The organism is Thiosulfatihalobacter marinus (genome assembly GCF_016019955.1).
Lineage (GTDB): Bacteria > Pseudomonadota > Alphaproteobacteria > Rhodobacterales > Rhodobacteraceae > Shimia > Shimia marinus_A.
In genome coordinates this window covers 142,599-162,502 of record NZ_JAECRZ010000001.1, presented here as the reverse complement: position 1 = coordinate 162,502, position 19,904 = coordinate 142,599, and the positions used below count along the sequence as shown (strand labels likewise).

Genomic DNA, 19,904 nt, shown 5'->3' with positions numbered 1-19,904 from the left:
TCCTTAGCCTTTCATCACGTTGACATCTTCCACCGCGATCGTGCCGCGGTTACGGAAGAACGAAACCAGGATCGCCAGGCCGATGGCGGCCTCGGCGGCGGCCACGGTCAGCACGAACAGGGTAAAGACCTGTCCCACCAGATCCCCGAGGAAGCTGGAGAAAGCCACCAGGTTGATGTTGACCGAAAGAAGTATCAATTCGATCGACATCAGCAGGATGATCACGTTCTTCCGGTTCAGGAAGAGGCCGAAAATGCCGATGACAAACAACGTCGCGGCCACGCCCAGATAATGTTCAAGTCCAATCATGTCGTCCCTCAGGGTTGCCCCGTTCGTCTTTCTTTTTCTCGTCGCGCCCCGGATCCGATCCGGAGCCTCTCATCTTGTCTTGTGCCGCCCTTTTCCGGGCCACGCGCCAGCCGCCATGCGGCGCGAAAATCTCAGAGCCCCTGCCCCGGTTTCACGTCTTTCAGTTCCATTGACTTGGCCGGGTCGCGCCACATCTGTTCCAGAACGTTCTGGCGCTTGATGTCCTTGCGGTGGCGCAGGGTCAGCACGATGGCACCGATCATGGCGACCAGCAGGATCAGACCGGCCAGCTGGAACAGCAGGAAATACTGGTCATACAGGATCGTGCCCAGCGCGGCGGTATTCTGCACATCGGCCGGCGTGACCGCGCCGCGCAGCGCCTCGGCCTGATCCGAGACTTCCCAGGCGCCAAAGGCCAGGCCCAGCTGCATCAGCAGGATCACACCGATCAACAGCGCCAGCGGCATATATTGCGCCATGCTGCCCTTGAGTTCGGCAAAATCCACGTCCAGCATCATCACCACGAACAGGAACAGAACGGCGACGGCGCCCACATAGACAATGATCAAAAGCATGGCGACGAATTCCGCCCCCAGCAGAACGAACAGCCCGGCCGAACTCAGGAAGGCCAGGATCAGCCAAAGCACCGAATGCACCGGATTGCGGCTGATGACGGTGAAAAGCCCGCCAGCAATCACGCAGATCGCAAACAGGTAAAATGCAATTGCCGCGACGGTCATGTGTCACTTCCCTCTTTGTCCGCCAGAACCTCCTGCGCCAGTTCCATGGCGCGCGTGCTGGCGGGAATGCCGGCGAACATCGACATCTGGCCGATGGTCTCGACGATTTCCTGTTTCGTAGCGCCCGCTTCCAGCAGATGCCGGACCGTAAGGCGGATTTGTGCATCAGCCTGCGCGCCCAGAACCGTGAGCGCCGCCAGCGTCAGCAGCAGACGGGTCTTGGCGTCCAGCCCGTCCTTGTTGATCGTATTGCCAAAGAACATCTCCATGACGTCCTTGGGCATGGTTGGCCAAAGCGCCTCGAACCCTTTCGGGGTAAACGATTCCAGCGCAGGGTTCATGGTTTTCGCCATTTCCTGATACTGCGCGAACATCGCTTCAAAGGGGTTCTTGGAATCGGTCATCTGTACGGTGCATCCAGTTCGATATTGCGGGCAATCTCGGCTTCCCAGCGGTCTCCGTTTTCCAGAAGTTTGGCCTTGTCGTAAAACAGTTCTTCGCGGGTCTCGGTGGCGAATTCGAAATTGGGGCCTTCCACGATCGCATCCACCGGGCAGGCTTCCTGGCAGAAGCCGCAATAAATGCACTTGGTCATGTCGATGTCATAACGCGTGGTGCGGCGGCTGCCATCTTCGCGCGGTTCCGCGTCGATGGTAATGGCCTGCGCCGGGCAGATTGCCTCACACAGTTTGCAGGCGATACAGCGTTCCTCGCCGTTCGGGTAACGGCGCAGCGCGTGCTCGCCGCGAAACCGCGGGCTCAGCGGGCCTTTTTCATGCGGATAGTTGATCGTCGCCTTGGGCTTGAAGAAATACTTCATGCCCAGACGGAACCCACCGATGAAATCCTTCAGCAGGAAGTAGCCGGCGGCACGTTTATAGTCGATTGCCGTCATATCAGCCTCCGATTGCCCAGCGGGCATAGGCGCCGCCGAAAAGTTCGAATTTCGCGAAGAACGCCACCAGCACGACCCAGATCAGCGACATGGGCAGGAATACTTTCCAGCCGATGCGCATCAGTTGGTCATAGCGGTACCGGGGCGCGATCGCCTTGACCATCGAGAAGATGAAGAAGACGAACACGATCTTGCCCAGCATCCACAGAATACCGTCCGGCAAGCCGGGGATCGGCGACAGCCAGCCACCCAGGAAGATCACCGATACCAGCGCGCACATCAGCACGATTGCCACGTATTCGCCGATCATGAACAACAGGAACGGGGTCGAGGAATATTCCACCTGATAGCCCGCCACCAGCTCCGATTCCGCCTCGGGAAGGTCAAATGGCGGGCGGTTGGTTTCGGCCATGGCCGAGATCAGGAACAGGAACAGCATCGGGAAATGCGGCAGCCAGTACCAGCTGAACAGCCCGTATGCCCCATCCTGCGCGCGCACGATATCGCCAAAGTTCATCGAGCCAGTCGAGATGATGATACCGATGATGATCAGGCCGATCGACACCTCGTAGGAAATCATCTGAGCCGCCGAACGCAGGCTGCCAAGGAACGGGTATTTCGAGTTCGACGCCCAGCCCCCCATGATCACGCCGTAAACCTCCAGCGAGGAGACCGCAAAGACATACAGGATCGCGACGTTGATGTTCGAAACCACCCATCCATCATTGAACGGGATCACCGCCCAGGCAACGGTTGCCATCACCAGGCTGATCATCGGCGCCAGAAGGAACACCACCTTGTCGGCACCAGCCGGATAGACGATTTCCTTGACGATATACTTGATGAAGTCGGCAAAGGATTGCAGCAGGCCGAAGGTGCCCACGACGTTGGGGCCCCGGCGCAGCTGAACCGCCGCCCAGATCTTGCGGTCGGCGTAAAGCAGAAAGGCCAGCGCCACGAGCAGAGGCACGACAACCAGAAGAACCTGCCCCAATGTGAGCAGAAAGATCCCTAGGTAGGTGGTGGTAAAGAATTCAATCATGGGTCCTCACACCGTGGGTATTCCGTTATCTTCGCAGCTTGACACGATGACTTCGGCGTCAATCGTCTTCAATCCGCGTGGCAGGGCCGACGAGATGGTGTAAACCGCATCCCCTCGCCAGACACCACCCTGAAAATCAATGGTTGTGCGCAGATGCCGCGCAAAGCCGAAGCCGCGGATCAGCGCATATTGCGCCGCCGCGCATTCGGCATATTCGGCCACGTCCCGTTCGTCCCGCGCGCCGGTCATGATGACCTGGAAATTCACCAGATCGCCTTCCAGAAGCCGCGTGTCCACGCCCTGGTAAACCGGTTCAAACGCCACCTCGCCGCGCGATACCCCAGCGGCCTGCGGATTGGCGCAGGCCGACAGCCCGGCAAAAGCAGCCAGGCTGAACAAGGGTATGAGAAGACGAGGGATCATGACGATGCCTTACTCCGCCGCGATCTTGCCGGCGCCACGCGCCTTGGCGTTGGCTGAAAGCTCGGCCATCAGCTCGCTGGCGCGCGCGATCGGGTTGGTCAGGTAGAAATCTGAAACCGCCAACTTGAACGCCCCTTTGCCAAGTTCTTTGGCGTCCAGAGGCTCCCAACCATTGTCGGCCACCTGATCGATCTGTGCCAGATGCGGCACTTCGGCCACAAGGGCCGTCCGCAGCTGTGCCAGCGAGTCATACGGCAGCGCCGCGCCCAGTTCTGCGCTCAGCGCGCGCAGAATGGCCCAGTTTTCCTTGGCCTCGCCCGGTGCGAACCCGGCGCGCATCGCCAGTTGCGGGCGGCCCTCGGTATTCACGAACAGGCCGTTTTCCTCGGTATAGGCGGCGGCAGGCAGGATCACGTCGGCGCGGTGTGCACCCCGATCCCCATGGCTGCCCTGATAGATCACAAAGGCACCCTCGCCGATCTCCACCTCGTCAGCGCCCAGGTTGTACACAACTTCTGCACCATCCATGGCCGCATCGATCCCGCCCTGGGTCACGGCACCCACGTCCATCGCGCCCACACGGCTGGCAGCGGTATGCAGCACCAGCATCTTGCCGCCCAGTTTTTCCGTCAGCGTCATCGCCTGCCCCAGTACCGCGATACCGTCACCCTCGCAGATGGCGCCCTGCCCGACGATCACAATGGCGCCCTCTTGCGCGCGCGAGTCCTCGACCAGCTTGTTCAGCGGTATGCGGCCCGGGCCGGCATAGGAATAATCATAGGTCAGATCCATACCCTTGGCGCCGACAACCGTCACCTCGGCCCCTTTGGACCACGCCTTGCGGATCCGTGCGTTCAGCACCGGCGCCTCGTCGCGTGGGTTGGTCCCGACCAGAATGATTTTCCGAGCAGAATCAATATCTTCAATCGAAGCATTGCCCACATAGGCAGACCGGTTGCCAGCTGGCAGAACCGCGCCGTTTGTCCGGCATTCGATAGATCCACCCAGCCCCTGCACAAGCTGCCTGAGCGCAAACACCGCCTCGACCGGCGCCAGATCCCCCACCAACGCGGCAATCTTCTTGCCCTTCATCGCGCCCGCGGCGGCGGCCAGCGCCTCACCCCAGCTGGCGGGCTTCAGTTTGCCGTCCACGCGGACATAGGGTTTGTCCAGCCGCTGGCGGCGCAGACCGTCCCAGACAAAGCGGGTCTTGTCGGAAATCCATTCCTCGTTCACGCCATCATGATTGCGCGGCAGAATGCGCATCACTTCACGGCCCTTTGTGTCCACCCGGATATTGCTGCCCAACGCATCCATCACGTCGATGGTTTCGGTCTTGGTCAGCTCCCAGGGGCGGGCAGTGAACGCATAAGGCTTGGATGTCAGCGCACCCACCGGGCACAGATCGATGATGTTGCCTTGCAGGTTCGAAACCAGCGTCTGATTCAGATAGCTGGTGATCTCGGCATCCTCGCCCCGGCCGGTCTGGCCCATCTGGGTGATGCCGGCCACCTCTGTGGTAAAGCGCACGCACCGCGTACAGCTGATGCAGCGGGTCATCGTGGTCGACACAAGCGGGCCAAGGTCCAGATCGTCTACCGCGCGCTTGGCTTCCTGGAAACGTGTCCCGGACATGCCATAGGCCATAGCCTGGTCCTGCAAATCGCACTCGCCGCCCTGATCGCAGATCGGGCAATCCAGCGGGTGGTTGATCAGCATGAATTCCATCACGCCTTCGCGGGCCTTCTTGACCATGGGCGAGTTGGTCTTGACCACCGGCGGCTGGCCTTCGGGGCCCGGACGCAAGTCGCGCACCTGCATGGCGCAGGAGGCTGCCGGCTTCGGCGGCCCGCCCACAACCTCGACAAGGCACATCCGGCAGTTGCCGGCGATCGACAGACGCTCGTGATAGCAAAAGCGTGGAATCTCCACCCCGGCCTCTTCACAGGCCTGGATCAGGGTCATCGCGCCCTCTACTTCGACTTCCGTGTCGTCGATGATGATCTTGCGTAGGTCAGACATGACTCATTTCGCCCTCAAATACACGCCGATCGCGCTGTTTTTCTCGATTTCCGCACGCCCCAGCGCACAGAATGTCTCTGGGTCGTCATAAGTGACGCCCTTGGTTTTCATGTAGGCCTCGCCGCGCTTTACCATGCGCGCCTTTTCCGCATCCGAACGGACATAGGCCTTGATCTCGGCTTCGGTGTAACCCATCGCCTTGGCCTTGCGCCCCAACGCCCAAAGATCGCTGATCCCCTTCAGCTTGCGGGCTGAAATCGTCGGGCATTGTTCGCCGATCTCATAGGCGACAAGCGTGTAATACACGTAGTCGTCGATCTCGGGCACGTCACGCAGCGGCGGTTTCGCCAAAGCTGCGCCGGCACCGGCGACAAGAACGCTGCAAGCCATCATTGCGGTTGTAACTCGGGTCATGAAGACACTCCCTTCGGTTGGACTGGCACCACGCCTGACTCCATCCAAAAGGCGCATCCGCACCCTGTAAGGCAATAACATCCCGGATATGCCGCCCCGATTGTCATGGTTGGCAGTACCCTTCCAACTGGATCGCACCATCCACCGGGACGATGGATTCGCTGTCCGGGCCGATCACCCATTCGATCGACGACGTTCCGTATTGTTCGATGCAATAGCGGGTCGCCGCGTAACGTCCCGCCTCGCGCGCGGCCCCAAGATCCTGAGTCGCCTTCTTGACCTGCACCCGGAAATGATCGCGTTCTTCCTTGGACACGCGATCGGCCTTGGACGAGAAATAGATCCCGTTGAACGCCACCTTGTCTTCCTTGCGATTGCCACAGGCCGACAGAACCAGGGTCGCGGCCAGAAGGCACACGATACCGGCGCGTTGCGGAGTGACAGAAGGTAAGAAAGCGGTGCCGGTCACGTCATTCACTCCGCCGCCATCGCGCCCATGCGGCCGCTCTTGTTCGCCTTGATCCGGTCCTCGATCTCTTCGCGGAAATTGCGGATCAGGCCCTGAATTGGCCAGGCCGCCGCGTCGCCAAGCGCACAGATCGTGTGGCCCTCAACCTGTTTGGTCACGTCAAACAGCATGTCGATCTCTTCGATCTCGGCCTCGCCCCGAACCAGACGATCCATGACGCGCATCATCCAGCCGGTGCCTTCGCGGCAGGGGGTGCACTGGCCACAGCTTTCATGCTTGTAAAACTTGGACAGGCGCCAGATCGCCTTGATGATGTCGGTCTGCTTGTCCATGACAATCACCGCCGCGGTGCCAAGCGACGATCCAACCTCGCGCAGCGCGTCGAAATCCATCACCGCGTCACGCATGTTCTCGCCCCGCACACAGGGCACCGACGATCCGCCGGGGATCACGGCCAAGAGGTTGTCCCAGCCGCCGCGAATTCCGCCGCAATGCTTTTCGATCAACTCTTCAAAGCTGATCGACATCTCTTCCTCGACCACGCAGGGAGTGTTCACATGGCCCGAGATGCCGAAAATCTTGGTGCCCGCATTGTTCGGTCGGCCAAATCCCGCAAACCATTCCGGCCCGCGGCGCAGGATGGTCGGCACCACGGCAATCGATTCCACGTTGTTCACGGTGGTCGGGCAGCCATACAGGCCCGCTCCGGCCGGGAATGGCGGCTTCATGCGCGGCATCCCCTTCTTGCCCTCAAGGCTTTCCAGCAGCGCGGTTTCCTCGCCACAGATATAGGCGCCGGCCCCGTGATGCAGGAACAGGTCGAAATCCCAACCCGAACCAGCGGCGTTTCTGCCAAGCAAACCAGCATCATATGCTTCGTCGATCGCCGCCTGCAACGCCTCGCGCTCGCGGATATATTCGCCGCGAATATAGATATACGAGGTATGCGCACCCATCGCGAAAGACGCAATCAGCGCCCCCTCGATCAGCGTATGCGGATCGTGGCGCATGATCTCGCGATCCTTGCAGGTGCCCGGCTCGGATTCGTCGGCGTTGATCACCAGATAGGCCGGGCGGCCATCGCTTTCCTTGGGCATGAACGACCACTTGAGGCCGGTCGGAAAGCCCGCGCCGCCGCGTCCGCGCAAACCGGAGGCCTTCATCTGATCGACGATCGCCCCACGTCCCTGCTGGATGATCTTTGCCGTGCCATCCCAATGGCCGCGCGCCTGCGCGCCTTTCAGGCTGCGGTCATGCATACCGTAGAGATTGGTAAAGATACGGTCCTGATCCTTGAGCATCCCGTTACCCTTTGCTTGCCTGGCGCGCGCGCCAGATCTGATAGATGTTCACCAGCGCCCAGATCAGCGCGGCGATTGCGGCAAAGTCGAACAACAGCGCATAACGCCCTGGCAACCCTGCCTGTTTTCCCACCCACTGAAGCACAATCCAGGCCACTATCGCTCCGGCGATCACCAGGGCAACCATGCGCCCCTTGCGTGCCAATGCCTGTTCCTGTTGCTCCGTGGTCATGTCCTAGTCCTCGTAAACCCCACCCTTGGAGACTTTCTTCGAGAACTCGGTTTCTTCTCCGGCCGCCAGCAGCCGCGCCTGATCAACCCAGCCGTCCCGCTCGATCCGCCCCTTGAACGACAGCTTGCCGTCCATGTCGGCGATTTCCTCGGGGCCCCAGGCCGCGATCTGCGCGAAAGTGGTCACTCCGGCGGCATGGAGCTTTTTCTCCAGCGCCGGACCAACGCCCTTGAGCTGCTTGAGATCGTCAGGACCGGTGCTCGCCACTGTTTTCGCGGCAGGCGCCTTTTCGGTCACAGCCTGTTCCGGGGACGGCGAGGCCTTTGCCTCGGCCTTCGGCGCGGCCTTGGCGGCGGGTTTCCCGGCCTTGCGGGCCTCTTCGGCCTGCTTGACAGCCGGTTTCGGCGCTGGCGCCTCGGCGGGCGGGTTTGCATCGGCTTCGCGGCCCGCAACCTTGCCGTCCGCGCCAATCCAGGGCGTCAGGATCGGCACTTCGGTGCCGTCTATCCGCTTGATTGTATCCCCGATATCCGTCGCCAGCTGCACACTTGCATTATACTGCGTGCGCCCGCTGTCATATTCCTTGAGGCTGGTCAGACCGGACAACGGCTCGGACGCATAGCGCCCGTTCTGCGGGCCGGGCACCGGCACCTTGCCGGCCGCCATGTCGTCCAGCATCCGGGCAAAACCTTCCGCCGTCATATCTTCGTAGTAATCCTTGCCGATCTGCGCCATGGGCGCATTGGTGCAGGCACCAAGGCACTCCACCTCTTCCCAGCTGAACTTGCCGTCCGCGCTCAGCGTGTGGGGCTGTTCGGCGATTTTTTCCTTGCAGACCGCGATCAGGTCTTCAGCGCCGCAGATCATGCACGACAGCGTGCCGCAGATCTGGATATGCGCAACCGATCCGACCGGCTGCATCTGGAACATGAAATAGAACGACGCCACTTCCAGAACACGGATATAGGCCATACCCAGCATGTCGGCGACATATTCGATCGCCGGCTTGGAAAGCCAGCCTTCCTGTTCCTGGGCCCGCCACAACAGCGGGATCACCGCGCTCGCCTGACGCCCTTCGGGGTATTTGGTGATCTGCGCTTCGGCCCATTCCTGATTGGCCGGGCTGAAGGCAAAGCTCTCGGGTTGTTCGTGATACAGACGACGAAGCATCAGCGGTCAATCTCCCCAAACACGATGTCGATTGTGCCGATAATGGCAGCCACATCGGCCAGCTGGTGGCCGGTGGTGATGTGATCCAGCGATTGCAGATGCATGTAGCCCGGCGCGCGCAGCTTGGCGCGATATGGCCGGTTGGTGCCATCGCCCACGATATACACGCCGAATTCGCCCTTGGGCGCCTCGACGGCGGCATAAACCTCGCCCTCGGGCACGTGAAAGCCTTCGGTATACAGTTTGAAATGGTGGATCAGGGCTTCCATCGAGGTCTTCATCTCGCCACGCTTGGGCGGGCTCAGCTTGCCGCGCGCCATCACGTCACCCGTGGCTTCGCGCAGCTTGACGATCGCCTGACGGATGATCGAGGTCGACTCGCGCATCTCGGCCATGCGCATCAGGTAGCGGTCATAACAATCGCCGTTCTTGCCCACCGGGATCTTGAAGTCGAACTCGTCATAACATTCGTAGGGTTGCGCGCGGCGCAAGTCCCAGGCCATACCAGCCGACCGCAGCATCACACCCGAATACCCGTGCTCCAGCGCGGTATCCGCATCAACCACACAGATATCGACATTGCGCTGCTTGAACACGCGGTTCTCGGTCAACAGCCCCTCGCAATCGTCCAGCATCTGCGGAAAGCCCAGCGCCCATTCCTCGATATCATCCAGCAGCTTGTCGGGCACATCCTGATGCACGCCGCCGGGGCGGAAATAGTTCGCGTGCAGGCGCGCGCCACAGGCCCGCTCGTAGAAGATCATGAGCTTTTCGCGCTCTTCAAAGCCCCAAAGGTTCGGGGTCAGCGCGCCCACGTCCATCGCCTGCGAACACACGTTCATCAGGTGGTTCAGAACACGGCCGATCTCGCAGAACAGCACCCGGATCAGCTGGCCACGGCGCGGCACCACGGTACCGGTCAGCTTCTCGATGGCCAGGCACCAGGCATGCTCCTGGTTCATCGGCGCCACGTAATCCAGCCGGTCCAGATAGGGCAGGTTCTGAAGATAGGTGCGGCTCTCCATCAGCTTTTCGGTACCGCGATGCAACAACCCGACATGCGGGTCGCAGCGTTCGACGATCTCGCCGTCCAGTTCCAGAACCAGCCGCAGCACACCATGCGCGGCGGGGTGCTGGGGGCCGAAATTCAGATTGAAATTGCGGATTTTCTGTTCACCCGCCGGCGTGTCCGTGCTGCCGTCGTCAAACTTGGAGCCGTCCATCATTTCGCGTCCCCCTTCTCGTCACCCGGAAGGATATACTGCGCCCCTTCCCACGGGCTCATGAAATCAAACTGGCGGTAATCCTGGGTCAACTGTACCGGCTCGTAGACGACCCGCTTCTGCACCTCGTCATAGCGCACCTCGGTATAGCCGGTGGTCGGGAAATCCTTGCGCAGCGGAAAGCCGCGAAAGCCATAATCGGTCAGCAGGCGGCGCAGGTCGGGATGATCGGAAAAGATGATGCCGAACATGTCGAACACTTCCCGCTCGGGCCAGTTGGCGCAGGGGTGAATGCCGGTGATCGACGGCACCATCTCATCCTCGCGGATGCCAACCCGCAGGCGAATGCGCTGGTTCTGGTGCATCGACAGCAGGTGATAAATCACGTTGAACCGCTTGGCGCGATCCGGGTAATCCACGGCGGTGATATCCACCAGCGTCGCAAAGCGGCAGGTCGCATCGGCTTTCAGAAACTCGACGAACCCGGCAATATTCGCCGGGGCCACGTCCACATTCAGTTCGCCAAAGCTGACATCCCAGCCCAGCACGCAATCAGGGCGCTTCAGCTCGATATGAGTACCAAGTTCTTTGAGGGCTTCGCTCATCTCTCAATCGTCCCCGTGCGGCGGATCTTGCGTTGCAACTGCATGACACCATACATCAGCGCCTCTGCGGTCGGCGGGCAGCCGGGCACATAGATGTCAACCGGCACGATCCGGTCACAACCGCGCACAACGCTGTAGGAATAGTGGTAATAACCGCCGCCATTGGCGCAGGATCCCATCGAGATCACATAGCGCGGCTCGGGCATCTGATCATAGACCTTGCGCAGCGCCGGCGCCATCTTGTTGGTCAGCGTTCCGGCCACGATCATCACGTCCGACTGACGCGGAGAGGCGCGCGGCGCGGTGCCAAAACGCTCAAGGTCATAGCGCGGCATCGACGTATGGATCATCTCGACCGCGCAACAGGCCAGGCCAAACGTCATCCAGTGCAGGCTGCCGGTGCGGCCCCAGTTGATCAGGTCTTCCGCCGAAGTCAGCAGAAAACCCTTGTCCTGCAATTCCTTGTTCAGCGCCTGCGTGGCCACCTCACGGTCGGCGCCGGCGGTGTTGCTCCCCGTCATCACTCCCATTCCAGGGCCCCTTTCTTCCATTCATAGGCAAAGCCGATGGTCAGCACGCCCAGGAAAACCATCATCGACCAGAAACCCACCATGGGCACGTCCTTGAAGGCCACCGCCCAGGGAAACAGAAAGGCAATTTCCAGATCGAAAATGATGAACAGGATCGACACCAGGTAGAACCTGACATCAAATTTCATCCGCGCGTCGTCAAAGGCATTGAAACCGCACTCATAAGCACTCACCTTTTCAGGGTCGGGGTTGCGAACGGCAAGAACGACGGCTGCGAGAATGAATACAAGACCGAGCGCAATGGCGACGGCCAAGAAGACGATAATGGGAAAGTATTCCCTGAGCATCTCTTCCACGGGGTAGCTCCTTTCATGCACGAAATGCCGTGCAGTCAAATGGCTCTATAGACTAAGCGGGGTTTACCCCTGCCCCATGTCGGGGTCAACCGACCCCAATCACATTCAGTTTTTGGATTTTGACCTGTTTTTCCTTTGCATACAAAGGTATGCGATCAATCGGGAAACCCATGCGGCAATCGGTCGGCCCCCCGTTTGGAGATTGGCGCTCGGAATCCCCTCTCAAGGTGGCGATGATTCCAGAAGCGGCCAAAAACCAAGCAAATCAGTCAGATTAAATGCTGCGCACCACAGACATCCCGAAGCGCCTAAAATTTCCCTAACCCTGCCCCCAGTTGGGCTTTTCGCGGGCAAAGAACGCCCGGATGCCTTCACGTGCCTCGTCGCCTTCCCAACACGCCACCAATTCGTCGATCGTGTGATCAATCACCGCGTCGTCAATCCGTGGCCCAAGGGCACGGGTCAGCGCCTTGGCGCGGGCCACGGCGCCCGGCGCACAGGCAAGGTAAGGCGCGATTTCCGCTTCGACCGCATCATCCAGCCGGTCGGCGGGGACCACCCGCGCCAGGATGTCCAGCGCCACCGCCTCCTCGGCCTTGAACAGCCGGGCCGACATGAACACGCGCCGCGCCCTGGCCTCGCCCATGCGCGCCACGACATAAGGCCCGATCGTGGCCGGGATCAGCCCAAGCCGCGTTTCCGTGAACCCCATGGTCAGCCCGTCCACCCCGATCGCCACGTCACAGACACAGGCCATGCCCACGCCGCCGCCAAAAGCATTGCCCTGCACACGCCCGATCACCGGCTTGGGCAGGGTATTGAGCGCCTGCAACATCTCGGCCAGCTTGCGCGCCTCCCTGCCGCGCACATCCGGCGCCATGTCGCGCTGTTTTTGCATCCACCCCAGATCGCCGCCCGCGCAAAAGGATTTGCCCGCCCCGGTCAGAACCACGGCCCGCACGTCGTCATCCGCGCCCAATTGCCCGGCCGCCACCCTGAGTTCCGTCAGCATCTCGCCCGACATCGCATTGTGCTTCTCGGGCCGGTTCAGCATCAGCGTCGCGACCCCGCGCGCATCCACTTCCACGGATATTGTCTCAAACATGCGCTCCCCTCCCGTTGCAAAATTCTTCAAAGAATTTTGGCAAGAAGTTTCGAAATTTCTTGTTCACCCGGACCGCATGGCCCGCGCCATCGCCGCCGCTTCGTCAAGCACGGCCCCATCCAGCCCCGTCTCATAGCCCAACGACAACAACAGCCCGTTCACCGCCTCGGTCGCGACATTCCCCGCCGCGCCCGGTGCATAGGGGCACCCGCCCAACCCGCCAACAGCGGCATCAAACACCCGCACGCCCAGGGCCAGCGACGCTTCGATATTCATCAAGGCCCGTCCGGCAGTGTCATGGTAATGCCCGGCCAACCTGGCGGCAGGCACCTCCTGCAAAACCGCCTCCAGCATCGCAGAGATTCTCTCGGGCGTGCCCTGTCCGATCGTGTCGCCCAGCGAAATCTCGTAACACCCCGCATCACGCAAATGCGCCGCCACTTCGGCCACTTTTTCCGGCGGCGTCGGCCCGTCATAGGGGCAGTCCGTCACACAGGAGATATAGCCGCGCACCGGCAGGTTCACATCGCGCGCCGCCTCCACCACCGGCGCAAACCGCTCCAGCGACCCGGCAATCGTGGCATTGATATTGGCCTTGGAAAACCCCTCCGAGGCCGACCCGAAAATCGCGATCTCGTCGGCCTGTGCCATCACCGCCCGGTTGAACCCCTGCATGTTCGGCGTCAGCGCCGCATAGGACACCCCTTCGACCCGGTCGATATTGGCCAGAACCTGCGCCGAATCCGCCATCTGCGGCACCCATTTTGGGCTGACGAAACTGGCCACCTCGATGCGGCGGAACCCCGCGCGGCTCAGGCAATTGACCAGCGCAATCTTCTCTTCGGTCGGAATATGGCGCTTTTCATTCTGAAGCCCGTCCCGCGGACCCATCTCGAAGATTTCGACAAATTCAGCCATCGGGCACCTCATAGAAATCCTTCTTGTAGAACTCCTGCACACCGTCCAGCGCCCGCGCCCGCTGATAAGCCGGTCTGGCCTCGATCCGCTTCACATAGGCCCGCACGTTTTCAAACCTGTCCATCCGCACATAATAGGGCGCGGAAAACAGGTTGAACCCCATCATCGTATCCGCCGCGCAAAAGCCCGACGGCAACAGCCAGTCATGCGCGCCCAACACCCGCTCCATTGCCTTCAAAGTCGCACCCAGACGCGCCGCCTCCAGTTTCAGCACCACCGGCGCCGCAGGGGTCGGATCACCCATGAACAGGTGCTGCATGTTCAGCGACGCGATGATGCTGGCCTGCGTTTCGGCAAAGCCCAGCCATTCCAGATACGCCACCCGCTCCGCATCGCCCGGCAAGCGCCCCAGCCCAAGCTCTGGCCGCGTTTCGGTCAGATATTCGACAATGGCGCCACTCTCGTAAATCGTGATGTCGTCGATCTCCAGCGCCGGAACCCGCCCCACCGGCGAAATCGCCTTGAATTCCGAGGCCCGCAACGATCCGTCCGTCAGCGAATAGCGCCTTATTTCAGTGGCCAGACCCATCTCTTCCAACAGCCACAGAATGCGAAACGATCGCGAAAACGGGATGTGATGCAACCGGGTCACGCCGCGGCCTCCTCGTCCTCTTCCAGCCGGATCAGGGCCGCACCTTCCTCAACCTGCTGCCCGTCTCGCACCAGAACCTCGGCCACCACGCCATCGCGCACCGCCAGCAGCGAATGTTCCATCTTCATCGCTTCCAGCACGGCCAGCCTGTCGCCCTGCGAAACAACCTGCCCGGCCTCGGCATACACCGCCTTGATCAGCCCCGGCATCGGTGCCGCGATCAGATTGCCGCCCACGCCTGCCTCGTCTTCGCGCTCCAGCGGATCGATGACATGAAAATGATAGGCATTGCCCCAGAACACCGTCAGGTCAGCGCCATAACGGGCCATCCGGGCCTGTACCTTGGTCTGATCAACCCACCACGCCCCCTCACCATACCAGACATGGTGCCGCGCATCGCCAAGATCCACCCGGTAATCCCCCGTTCCGACAACTGTCACCTTCGCGTCAATCCGCGCGTCATGATGCATCAGCGCCACGGAATGCTCCAGCGGCGTCCACATCACAAAGGCCGGCCCGGGCGCCGCCTTGGCCCCTCGCATCAACCCCAGCGCGCTCAGCGCCGCGACAGAGCGCGCCTTCGTACAGGCCACCGGCGTCACGGACAACCGCTCCAGATCACGTGCGATCAGGCCGGTATCCACCCGACCGGCCACAAAATCCGGCTGCGCCGACAACAGCGCCAGAAACGACACATTGGTCACGGTCCCGGCCACATCCGTGTGACGCAGCGCCGTTTCCAACTGCTTGAGCGCGATCTCGCGGGTGGCCCCGTGCACCACCAGCTTGGCAATCATCGGATCATACCAGGGGCTGATCGTGTCGCCGGGCCGCACACCGCTGTCCACCCGCGCCGTGGCCGGAAACTCCAGATGGCTCAACGTGCCCGTCGCCGGCAGAAACCCCTTGGGCACATCCTCGGCATAGATCCGCGCCTCGAATGCGTGGCCACTGATCGACAAATCACTCTGCGACATGGGCAACCCCTCGCCCGAGGCCACGCGCAATTGCCACTCCACCAGGTCAACCCCGGTGATCGCCTCGGTAACAGGATGCTCCACCTGCAACCGCGTGTTCATCTCCATGAACCAGAACCCATCCGTGCGCAGCCCGTCCGCGCCGTCCACGATGAACTCGATCGTGCCCGCACCCTTGTAGCCGATCGCCTCGGCGGCCCGCACCGCCGCCGCCCCCATCGCGGCGCGCATCTCCGGGATCATGCCCGGTGCCGGCGCTTCCTCGATCACCTTCTGGTGCCGACGCTGCAACGAACAGTCGCGCTCAAAAAGATGAACCGCCCGCGCTCCATTCCCGAACACCTGAACCTCGATATGGCGCGGCTGCTGGACATATTTCTCGATCAACACATCCGGGTTGCCAAACGCGGTCCTGGCCTCGCCCTGCGCCGATTTCAGCGAGTCCATGAAATCGGCCGGCTTCTCTACCAACCGCATCCCCTTGCCGCCGCCCCCGGCCACTGCCTTGATCAACACCGGATACCCGATCGCATCAGCGGCGCCGCTCAGATGCTCCGGGTCCTGATTCTTGCCATGATACCCGGGCACCACCGGAACATTCGCCTCTTCCATCAGCGCCTTGGCCGCATCCTTCAGCCCCATCTTGCGGATCGCATCCGCCGAAGGCCCGATAAACACCAGCCCCGCCGCCTCGACCGCCTCCACGAAATCCGGGTTCTCCGACAGGAACCCATATCCGGGATGGATCGCCTGCGCGCCGGTCTCAAGCGCCGCCCGGATAATCACATCGCCCTTCAGATAACTCTCGCCCGGTGCCGGACCACCGATATGCACGGCCTGATCGGCCAGCGCCACATGCCGGGCCCGCTCATCCGCGTCCGAATAGACGGCCACTGTCTTTACGCCCAGCCGGCGCGCTGTCTCCATCACACGGCAAGCAATCTCACCCCGGTTGGCAATCAGGATCTTGTCAAACATCTCGCGACCTCCGGTCCATGTCTTCATTTTGCCGGAAATACTCCGGGGGTGTGGGGGCTGGCCCCCACGTCAAACCTGCGTGTGGGGGCTGGCCCCCACGTCAAACCTGCGTGTGGGGGCTGGCCCCCACCGATCACATCCGGAATACGCCGAACTTCGTCTCTTCAATCGGTGCGTTCAATGCCGCCGAAAGGCTCAGATACAGCACGTCGCGGGTCTTGCGCGGATCGATGATCCCGTCATCCCACAGCCGCGCACTGGCATAAAGCGGGTGGCTCTGGCGCTCGAACATCTCCAGCGTGGGCCGCTTGAACTCGGCCTCATCCCCGGCCGACCATTCCTGCCCGGCCCGCTCGATCGCATCGCGCCTGACGGTGGCCAGAACCCCGGCGGCCTGCTCACCGCCCATCACCGAGATACGGCTGTTGGGCCAGGTCCACAAAAAGCGCGGGCTATAGGCGCGCCCGGCCATCCCGTAATTGCCCGCCCCGAACGAGCCGCCCACCAACATGGTGATCTTGGGCACCTTCGTGGTTGCCACCGCCGTTACCATCTTGGCCCCGTGCCGCGCGATGCCTTCGCTTTCGTATTTCTGCCCCACCATGAACCCGGTGATATTTTGCAGGAACACCAGCGGAATACCGCGTTGCGAACACAGCTCGATGAAATGCGCGCCCTTCACGGCGCTTTCGGAATACAACACACCGTTATTGGCCACGATCCCGACCGGGCAGCCTTTGACATGGGCAAAGCCACAAACCAGCGTTTCCCCGAACCGCCGCTTGAATTCATCAAACCGCGACCCATCCACCACCCGCGCAATTACCTCGCGGATGTCATAGGGCGTGCGCAACCCCGCCGGCACCACCCCAAGGATCTCCTCAGGGTCATAGGCCGGCTCTTCGGGCGTTGCCCACTCCACCGTCCCGGGCCTGGCGCGATTGAGATGGCTGACCGCCTGACGCGCCAGCGCCAGCGCATGGGCATCGTCATCGGCCAGGTAATCCGCCACACCGGACAGACGCGTGTGCACATCGCCGCCGCCCAGATCCTCGGCACTCACCACCTCGCCGGTCGCCGCCTTCACCAAAGGCGGCCCGGCCAGAAAGATCGTACCCTGCTCGCGCACGATGATCGTCACGTCCGACATCGCCGGCACATAGGCCCCCCCCGCCGTACAGGACCCCATCACCACCGCAATCTGGGGAATGCCCTGCGCGCTCATATTGGCCTGATTGTAGAAGATCCGCCCGAAATGATCGCGGTCCGGAAATACCTCATCCTGCTGGGGCAGGTTCGCGCCCCCCGAATCCACCAGATAGATGCAGGGCAGCCGGTTGGCCTCTGCAATCTCCTGCGCGCGCAGATGTTTCTTGACGGTCATCGGGAAATAGGTGCCGCCCTTCACGGTGGCATCATTGCACACCACCATCACCTCCTGCCCGTGCACCTGCCCGATCCCGGCCACCACACCGGCCCCCGGCGCCGCACCGTCATACATGTCATGCGCCGCCGTCGCCCCGATCTCCAGAAACGGAGACCCCGGATCCAACAGATTGGCCACCCGGTCGCGCGGCAGCATCTTGCCCCGGCTCAGATGGCGCGCCCGTGATTTTTCGCCCCCACCCTGCGCGGCCACGCCGGCCGCGGCACAAATGGTCTCGATCATCTCCAGATGCGCGGCCCGGTTGGCCACGAAATCCTCGGACCCTGTGATGATCTTGGAGTGAATCTTGCTCATCTCTTTATCCCAATCTCAATCGCCCAGCCCGGCGGTTTCCAGAAAACGGGCCTGCTCGGCGGTCATGAACATGTGGCACGCCACACTGGCCGGCCCGCCCCCGGTGCCCCCGCCCCACAGCGCGCGTTCATAGTCGCAGCTGGCATCGCGAAAGCCGATCCAGGCCCGCTGCATGTCGCGCAGCGCATCCGCCTGCGAGGGCGCGGACGAGCCGATCTCCCGCATCTCTGCATCTATCTTTTTCGCCTCTGCGCGCGCCAGCCGATACGCCGCATTCAGACGCGCATCCCAGTACAGGCGCTCTTGGTCGTAGCAACGGCTCATGCCGATCGTCGACCAGCCACCCGGCGTCGCCTCCATGCAGGCATTGGCCGATTCACCCACGCATGTATCCGGGTCCTGCCCTTCGGCCATGTTGGCCAGGCAGGTCTCCGTGGCCACCGGTGAAAACACCATCTCCTGAGCAGCCAACGGCACCGGCATCAGGGCCAGAACGCAAAACGCGCGGATCACGACTGCGCGCTCATCAATTCGCGCCCGATCAGCATCCGCCGGATTTCGCTGGTGCCCGCGCCGATTTCCATCAGCTTGGCGTCGCGGAAAATCCGCCCCACCGGGTTGTCGCTCAGATAGCCCGCCCCGCCAAAGGCCTGCACCGCCTGATGCGCCTGCGCCATCGCCGCTTCGGACGCATAAAGACAACAGGCCGCCGCATCCTGCCGCGTGATCCGGCCGGCATCACAGGCCTTGGCACATTCATACACATAGGCACGCGCCGAGTTCATCGCCGTGTACATGTCGGCAATCTTGCCCTGCATCAGCTGGAAATTCCCGATCGGCTGTCCGAACTGCTTGCGCTCCACCATGTAGGGCATCACCTCGTCCAGGCAGGCCGCCATCAGCCCGGTGCCGATCGACGACAGCACCACGCGTTCGTAATCCAGCCCGGACATCAGCACGGCCACGCCTTTGCCTTCCTCGCCCAGCACGTTTTCGAACGGCACCTCGACATCCTCAAAGATCAGCTCGGCAGTATTCGATCCGCGCATCCCCAGCTTGTCGAAATGCGGGCTGGTCGAAAACCCCTTCATCTCTTTCTCGATCAGAAAGGCCGTGATCCCGCGCGCGCCCGCGTTCATGTCGGTCTTGGCATAAACCACCAGCGTATCGGCATCCGGACCGTTGGTGATCCAGTATTTGTTGCCATTCAGCACATAGCGATCGTTCTTCTTGTCGGCGCGCAGTTTCATGCTGACAACGTCCGACCCGGCGCTGGGTTCCGACATCGCCAAGGCGCCAACATGCTCGCCCGAAATCAGGCGCGGCAGATATTTCTGCTTTTGCGCTTCATTGCCGTTCAGCTTGATCTGGTTCACACACAGGTTGGAATGCGCCCCATAGCTCAGAGCGACGCTCGCGCTGGCCCGCGCAATCTCCTCGCCCGCGATCACATGCGCCAGATACGACATCCCCGCCCCGCCATATTCCTCGGGGACGGTCACGCCCAGCAGACCCAGATCGCCGAATTCCTTCCAAAGCTGGCTGGGGAACTCGTTCTTCTGATCCACCTCGGCGGCAATCGGCTTGATCCGCTCCTGCGCAAAGCGATGCACCATATCGCGCATGGCATTGACGTCTTCGCCCAGATCAAACTCCATCGTATGCAGAAACATCGCTCGCTCTCTCCCGTTATTGAACGCTCGTTCATTAAAACGGATATCAGCGGAATCGATTCCCGTCAATTGCCTTGCAACGGCGCATGGCAAGGCCGCCCCGCCCACCGCACGGCGGCAAGTTCACGC

At 61.6% G+C, this 19,904-nt stretch carries 23 protein-coding genes; all 23 read right to left on the bottom strand.

Annotation, left to right across the window (positions count from 1 at the left end; translation table 11 throughout):
• Window positions 1-3 precede the first annotated feature (3 nt).
• The 23 genes from nuoK to I3253_RS00645 all read right to left on the bottom strand — a co-directional run bounded on the left by nuoK (window position 4) and on the right by I3253_RS00645 (window position 19,775).
• A complete protein-coding gene (gene nuoK / locus I3253_RS00755) occupies window positions 4-309 on the bottom strand; it encodes an NADH-quinone oxidoreductase subunit NuoK (RefSeq protein ID WP_093092926.1) in 306 nt (101 codons plus the stop codon).
• Window positions 310-440: 131 nt separating this feature from the next.
• Window positions 441-1,049, bottom strand: a complete 609-nt coding sequence (locus tag I3253_RS00750) for an NADH-quinone oxidoreductase subunit J (protein WP_197915710.1) — start codon at window positions 1,047-1,049, stop codon at window positions 441-443.
• A complete protein-coding gene (locus I3253_RS00745; RefSeq protein ID WP_197915709.1) occupies window positions 1,046-1,453 on the bottom strand; it encodes a carboxymuconolactone decarboxylase family protein in 408 nt (135 codons plus the stop codon). Before I3253_RS00745 ends, I3253_RS00750 begins: the two co-directional genes overlap by 4 nt.
• Window positions 1,450-1,944: an NADH-quinone oxidoreductase subunit NuoI gene (gene nuoI / locus I3253_RS00740; protein ID WP_197915708.1), complete on the bottom strand. Its 495-nt coding sequence runs from the start codon at window positions 1,942-1,944 to the stop codon at window positions 1,450-1,452. The genes I3253_RS00745 and nuoI overlap by 4 nt, the downstream gene beginning before the upstream one ends.
• Before the next feature lies 1 nt (window position 1,945).
• Window positions 1,946-2,986 (bottom strand): NADH-quinone oxidoreductase subunit NuoH, encoded by a 1,041-nt coding sequence (nuoH, locus tag I3253_RS00735; RefSeq protein WP_197915707.1) that lies wholly within the window; start codon window positions 2,984-2,986, stop codon window positions 1,946-1,948.
• 6 nt (window positions 2,987-2,992) lie between these two features.
• On the bottom strand, window positions 2,993-3,409 hold the full coding sequence (locus tag I3253_RS00730) for a hypothetical protein (protein ID WP_197915706.1): 417 nt from the start codon (window positions 3,407-3,409) through the stop codon (window positions 2,993-2,995).
• A 9-nt stretch (window positions 3,410-3,418) separates the two neighbouring features.
• Window positions 3,419-5,431, bottom strand: coding sequence for an NADH-quinone oxidoreductase subunit NuoG (gene nuoG, locus I3253_RS00725; protein WP_197915705.1), 2,013 nt, complete (start codon window positions 5,429-5,431; stop codon window positions 3,419-3,421).
• Between the two features lie 3 nt (window positions 5,432-5,434).
• Window positions 5,435-5,845, bottom strand: coding sequence for a DUF5333 domain-containing protein (locus I3253_RS00720; protein WP_197915704.1), 411 nt, complete (start codon window positions 5,843-5,845; stop codon window positions 5,435-5,437).
• Window positions 5,846-5,948: 103 nt separating this feature from the next.
• On the bottom strand, window positions 5,949-6,314 hold the full coding sequence (locus I3253_RS00715; RefSeq protein WP_197915703.1) for a hypothetical protein: 366 nt from the start codon (window positions 6,312-6,314) through the stop codon (window positions 5,949-5,951).
• Window positions 6,315-6,319: 5 nt separating this feature from the next.
• Entirely contained in the window at window positions 6,320-7,615 is a 1,296-nt protein-coding gene (gene nuoF, locus I3253_RS00710; RefSeq protein WP_197915702.1) for an NADH-quinone oxidoreductase subunit NuoF, read from the bottom strand.
• A gap of 4 nt (window positions 7,616-7,619) precedes the next feature.
• Window positions 7,620-7,847 (bottom strand): DUF5337 domain-containing protein, encoded by a 228-nt coding sequence (locus tag I3253_RS00705; RefSeq protein WP_197915701.1) that lies wholly within the window; start codon window positions 7,845-7,847, stop codon window positions 7,620-7,622.
• 3 nt (window positions 7,848-7,850) lie between these two features.
• Window positions 7,851-9,017, bottom strand: coding sequence for an NADH-quinone oxidoreductase subunit E (locus tag I3253_RS00700; protein ID WP_197915700.1), 1,167 nt, complete (start codon window positions 9,015-9,017; stop codon window positions 7,851-7,853).
• Window positions 9,017-10,240 (bottom strand): NADH-quinone oxidoreductase subunit D, encoded by a 1,224-nt coding sequence (locus I3253_RS00695; RefSeq protein WP_197916150.1) that lies wholly within the window; start codon window positions 10,238-10,240, stop codon window positions 9,017-9,019. The genes I3253_RS00700 and I3253_RS00695 overlap by 1 nt, the downstream gene beginning before the upstream one ends.
• Window positions 10,240-10,845, bottom strand: a complete 606-nt coding sequence (locus I3253_RS00690; RefSeq protein ID WP_197915699.1) for an NADH-quinone oxidoreductase subunit C — start codon at window positions 10,843-10,845, stop codon at window positions 10,240-10,242. Before I3253_RS00690 ends, I3253_RS00695 begins: the two co-directional genes overlap by 1 nt.
• Window positions 10,842-11,375, bottom strand: a complete 534-nt coding sequence (locus I3253_RS00685) for a NuoB/complex I 20 kDa subunit family protein (RefSeq protein ID WP_197915698.1) — start codon at window positions 11,373-11,375, stop codon at window positions 10,842-10,844. Before I3253_RS00685 ends, I3253_RS00690 begins: the two co-directional genes overlap by 4 nt.
• Window positions 11,366-11,731: an NADH-quinone oxidoreductase subunit A gene (locus I3253_RS00680; RefSeq protein WP_197915697.1), complete on the bottom strand. Its 366-nt coding sequence runs from the start codon at window positions 11,729-11,731 to the stop codon at window positions 11,366-11,368. The genes I3253_RS00685 and I3253_RS00680 overlap by 10 nt, the downstream gene beginning before the upstream one ends.
• Before the next feature lie 319 nt (window positions 11,732-12,050).
• Entirely contained in the window at window positions 12,051-12,836 is a 786-nt protein-coding gene (locus I3253_RS00675) for a crotonase/enoyl-CoA hydratase family protein (protein WP_197915696.1), read from the bottom strand.
• A 63-nt stretch (window positions 12,837-12,899) separates the two neighbouring features.
• Window positions 12,900-13,754 carry a hydroxymethylglutaryl-CoA lyase gene (locus I3253_RS00670; protein WP_197915695.1) on the bottom strand — a complete coding sequence of 285 codons (855 nt, stop codon included), beginning with the start codon at window positions 13,752-13,754 and terminating at the stop codon, window positions 12,900-12,902.
• Window positions 13,747-14,406 (bottom strand): glutathione S-transferase family protein, encoded by a 660-nt coding sequence (locus tag I3253_RS00665; protein ID WP_197915694.1) that lies wholly within the window; start codon window positions 14,404-14,406, stop codon window positions 13,747-13,749. Before I3253_RS00665 ends, I3253_RS00670 begins: the two co-directional genes overlap by 8 nt.
• Window positions 14,403-16,361, bottom strand: coding sequence for an acetyl/propionyl/methylcrotonyl-CoA carboxylase subunit alpha (locus I3253_RS00660; protein ID WP_197915693.1), 1,959 nt, complete (start codon window positions 16,359-16,361; stop codon window positions 14,403-14,405). Before I3253_RS00660 ends, I3253_RS00665 begins: the two co-directional genes overlap by 4 nt.
• A gap of 133 nt (window positions 16,362-16,494) precedes the next feature.
• Complete coding sequence (locus I3253_RS00655) at window positions 16,495-18,102, bottom strand: carboxyl transferase domain-containing protein (protein ID WP_197915692.1); 1,608 nt, start codon at window positions 18,100-18,102, stop codon at window positions 16,495-16,497.
• Window positions 18,103-18,117: 15 nt separating this feature from the next.
• The gene (locus I3253_RS00650) at window positions 18,118-18,615 is read right to left on the bottom strand and encodes a lysozyme inhibitor LprI family protein (RefSeq protein ID WP_332255659.1); all 498 of its coding nucleotides are present in this window, start codon (window positions 18,613-18,615) and stop codon (window positions 18,118-18,120) included.
• On the bottom strand, window positions 18,612-19,775 hold the full coding sequence (locus I3253_RS00645; RefSeq protein WP_197915691.1) for an isovaleryl-CoA dehydrogenase: 1,164 nt from the start codon (window positions 19,773-19,775) through the stop codon (window positions 18,612-18,614). The genes I3253_RS00650 and I3253_RS00645 overlap by 4 nt, the downstream gene beginning before the upstream one ends.
• Between the last annotated feature and the right edge of the window lie 129 nt (window positions 19,776-19,904).

Coding starts and splice junctions, on each gene's coding strand:
- nuoK (WP_093092926.1), bottom strand. CDS start 309: ATGATTGGACTTGAACATTATCTGGGCGTGGCCGCGACGTTGTTTGTC.
- I3253_RS00745 (WP_197915709.1), bottom strand. CDS start 1,453: ATGACCGATTCCAAGAACCCCTTTGAAGCGATGTTCGCGCAGTATCAG.
- I3253_RS00675 (WP_197915696.1), bottom strand. CDS start 12,836: ATGTTTGAGACAATATCCGTGGAAGTGGATGCGCGCGGGGTCGCGACG.
- I3253_RS00750 (WP_197915710.1), bottom strand. CDS start 1,049: ATGACCGTCGCGGCAATTGCATTTTACCTGTTTGCGATCTGCGTGATT.
- I3253_RS00700 (WP_197915700.1), bottom strand. CDS start 9,017: ATGCTTCGTCGTCTGTATCACGAACAACCCGAGAGCTTTGCCTTCAGC.
- nuoH (WP_197915707.1), bottom strand. CDS start 2,986: ATGATTGAATTCTTTACCACCACCTACCTAGGGATCTTTCTGCTCACA.
- I3253_RS00660 (WP_197915693.1), bottom strand. CDS start 16,361: ATGTTTGACAAGATCCTGATTGCCAACCGGGGTGAGATTGCTTGCCGT.
- I3253_RS00670 (WP_197915695.1), bottom strand. CDS start 13,754: ATGGCTGAATTTGTCGAAATCTTCGAGATGGGTCCGCGGGACGGGCTT.
- I3253_RS00695 (WP_197916150.1), bottom strand. CDS start 10,240: ATGGACGGCTCCAAGTTTGACGACGGCAGCACGGACACGCCGGCGGGT.
- I3253_RS00705 (WP_197915701.1), bottom strand. CDS start 7,847: ATGACCACGGAGCAACAGGAACAGGCATTGGCACGCAAGGGGCGCATG.
- I3253_RS00645 (WP_197915691.1), bottom strand. CDS start 19,775: ATGTTTCTGCATACGATGGAGTTTGATCTGGGCGAAGACGTCAATGCC.
- nuoG (WP_197915705.1), bottom strand. CDS start 5,431: ATGTCTGACCTACGCAAGATCATCATCGACGACACGGAAGTCGAAGTA.
- nuoF (WP_197915702.1), bottom strand. CDS start 7,615: ATGCTCAAGGATCAGGACCGTATCTTTACCAATCTCTACGGTATGCAT.
- I3253_RS00720 (WP_197915704.1), bottom strand. CDS start 5,845: ATGACCCGAGTTACAACCGCAATGATGGCTTGCAGCGTTCTTGTCGCC.
- I3253_RS00655 (WP_197915692.1), bottom strand. CDS start 18,102: ATGAGCAAGATTCACTCCAAGATCATCACAGGGTCCGAGGATTTCGTG.
- I3253_RS00685 (WP_197915698.1), bottom strand. CDS start 11,375: ATGGGAGTGATGACGGGGAGCAACACCGCCGGCGCCGACCGTGAGGTG.
- nuoI (WP_197915708.1), bottom strand. CDS start 1,944: ATGACGGCAATCGACTATAAACGTGCCGCCGGCTACTTCCTGCTGAAG.
- I3253_RS00730 (WP_197915706.1), bottom strand. CDS start 3,409: ATGATCCCTCGTCTTCTCATACCCTTGTTCAGCCTGGCTGCTTTTGCC.
- I3253_RS00690 (WP_197915699.1), bottom strand. CDS start 10,845: ATGAGCGAAGCCCTCAAAGAACTTGGTACTCATATCGAGCTGAAGCGC.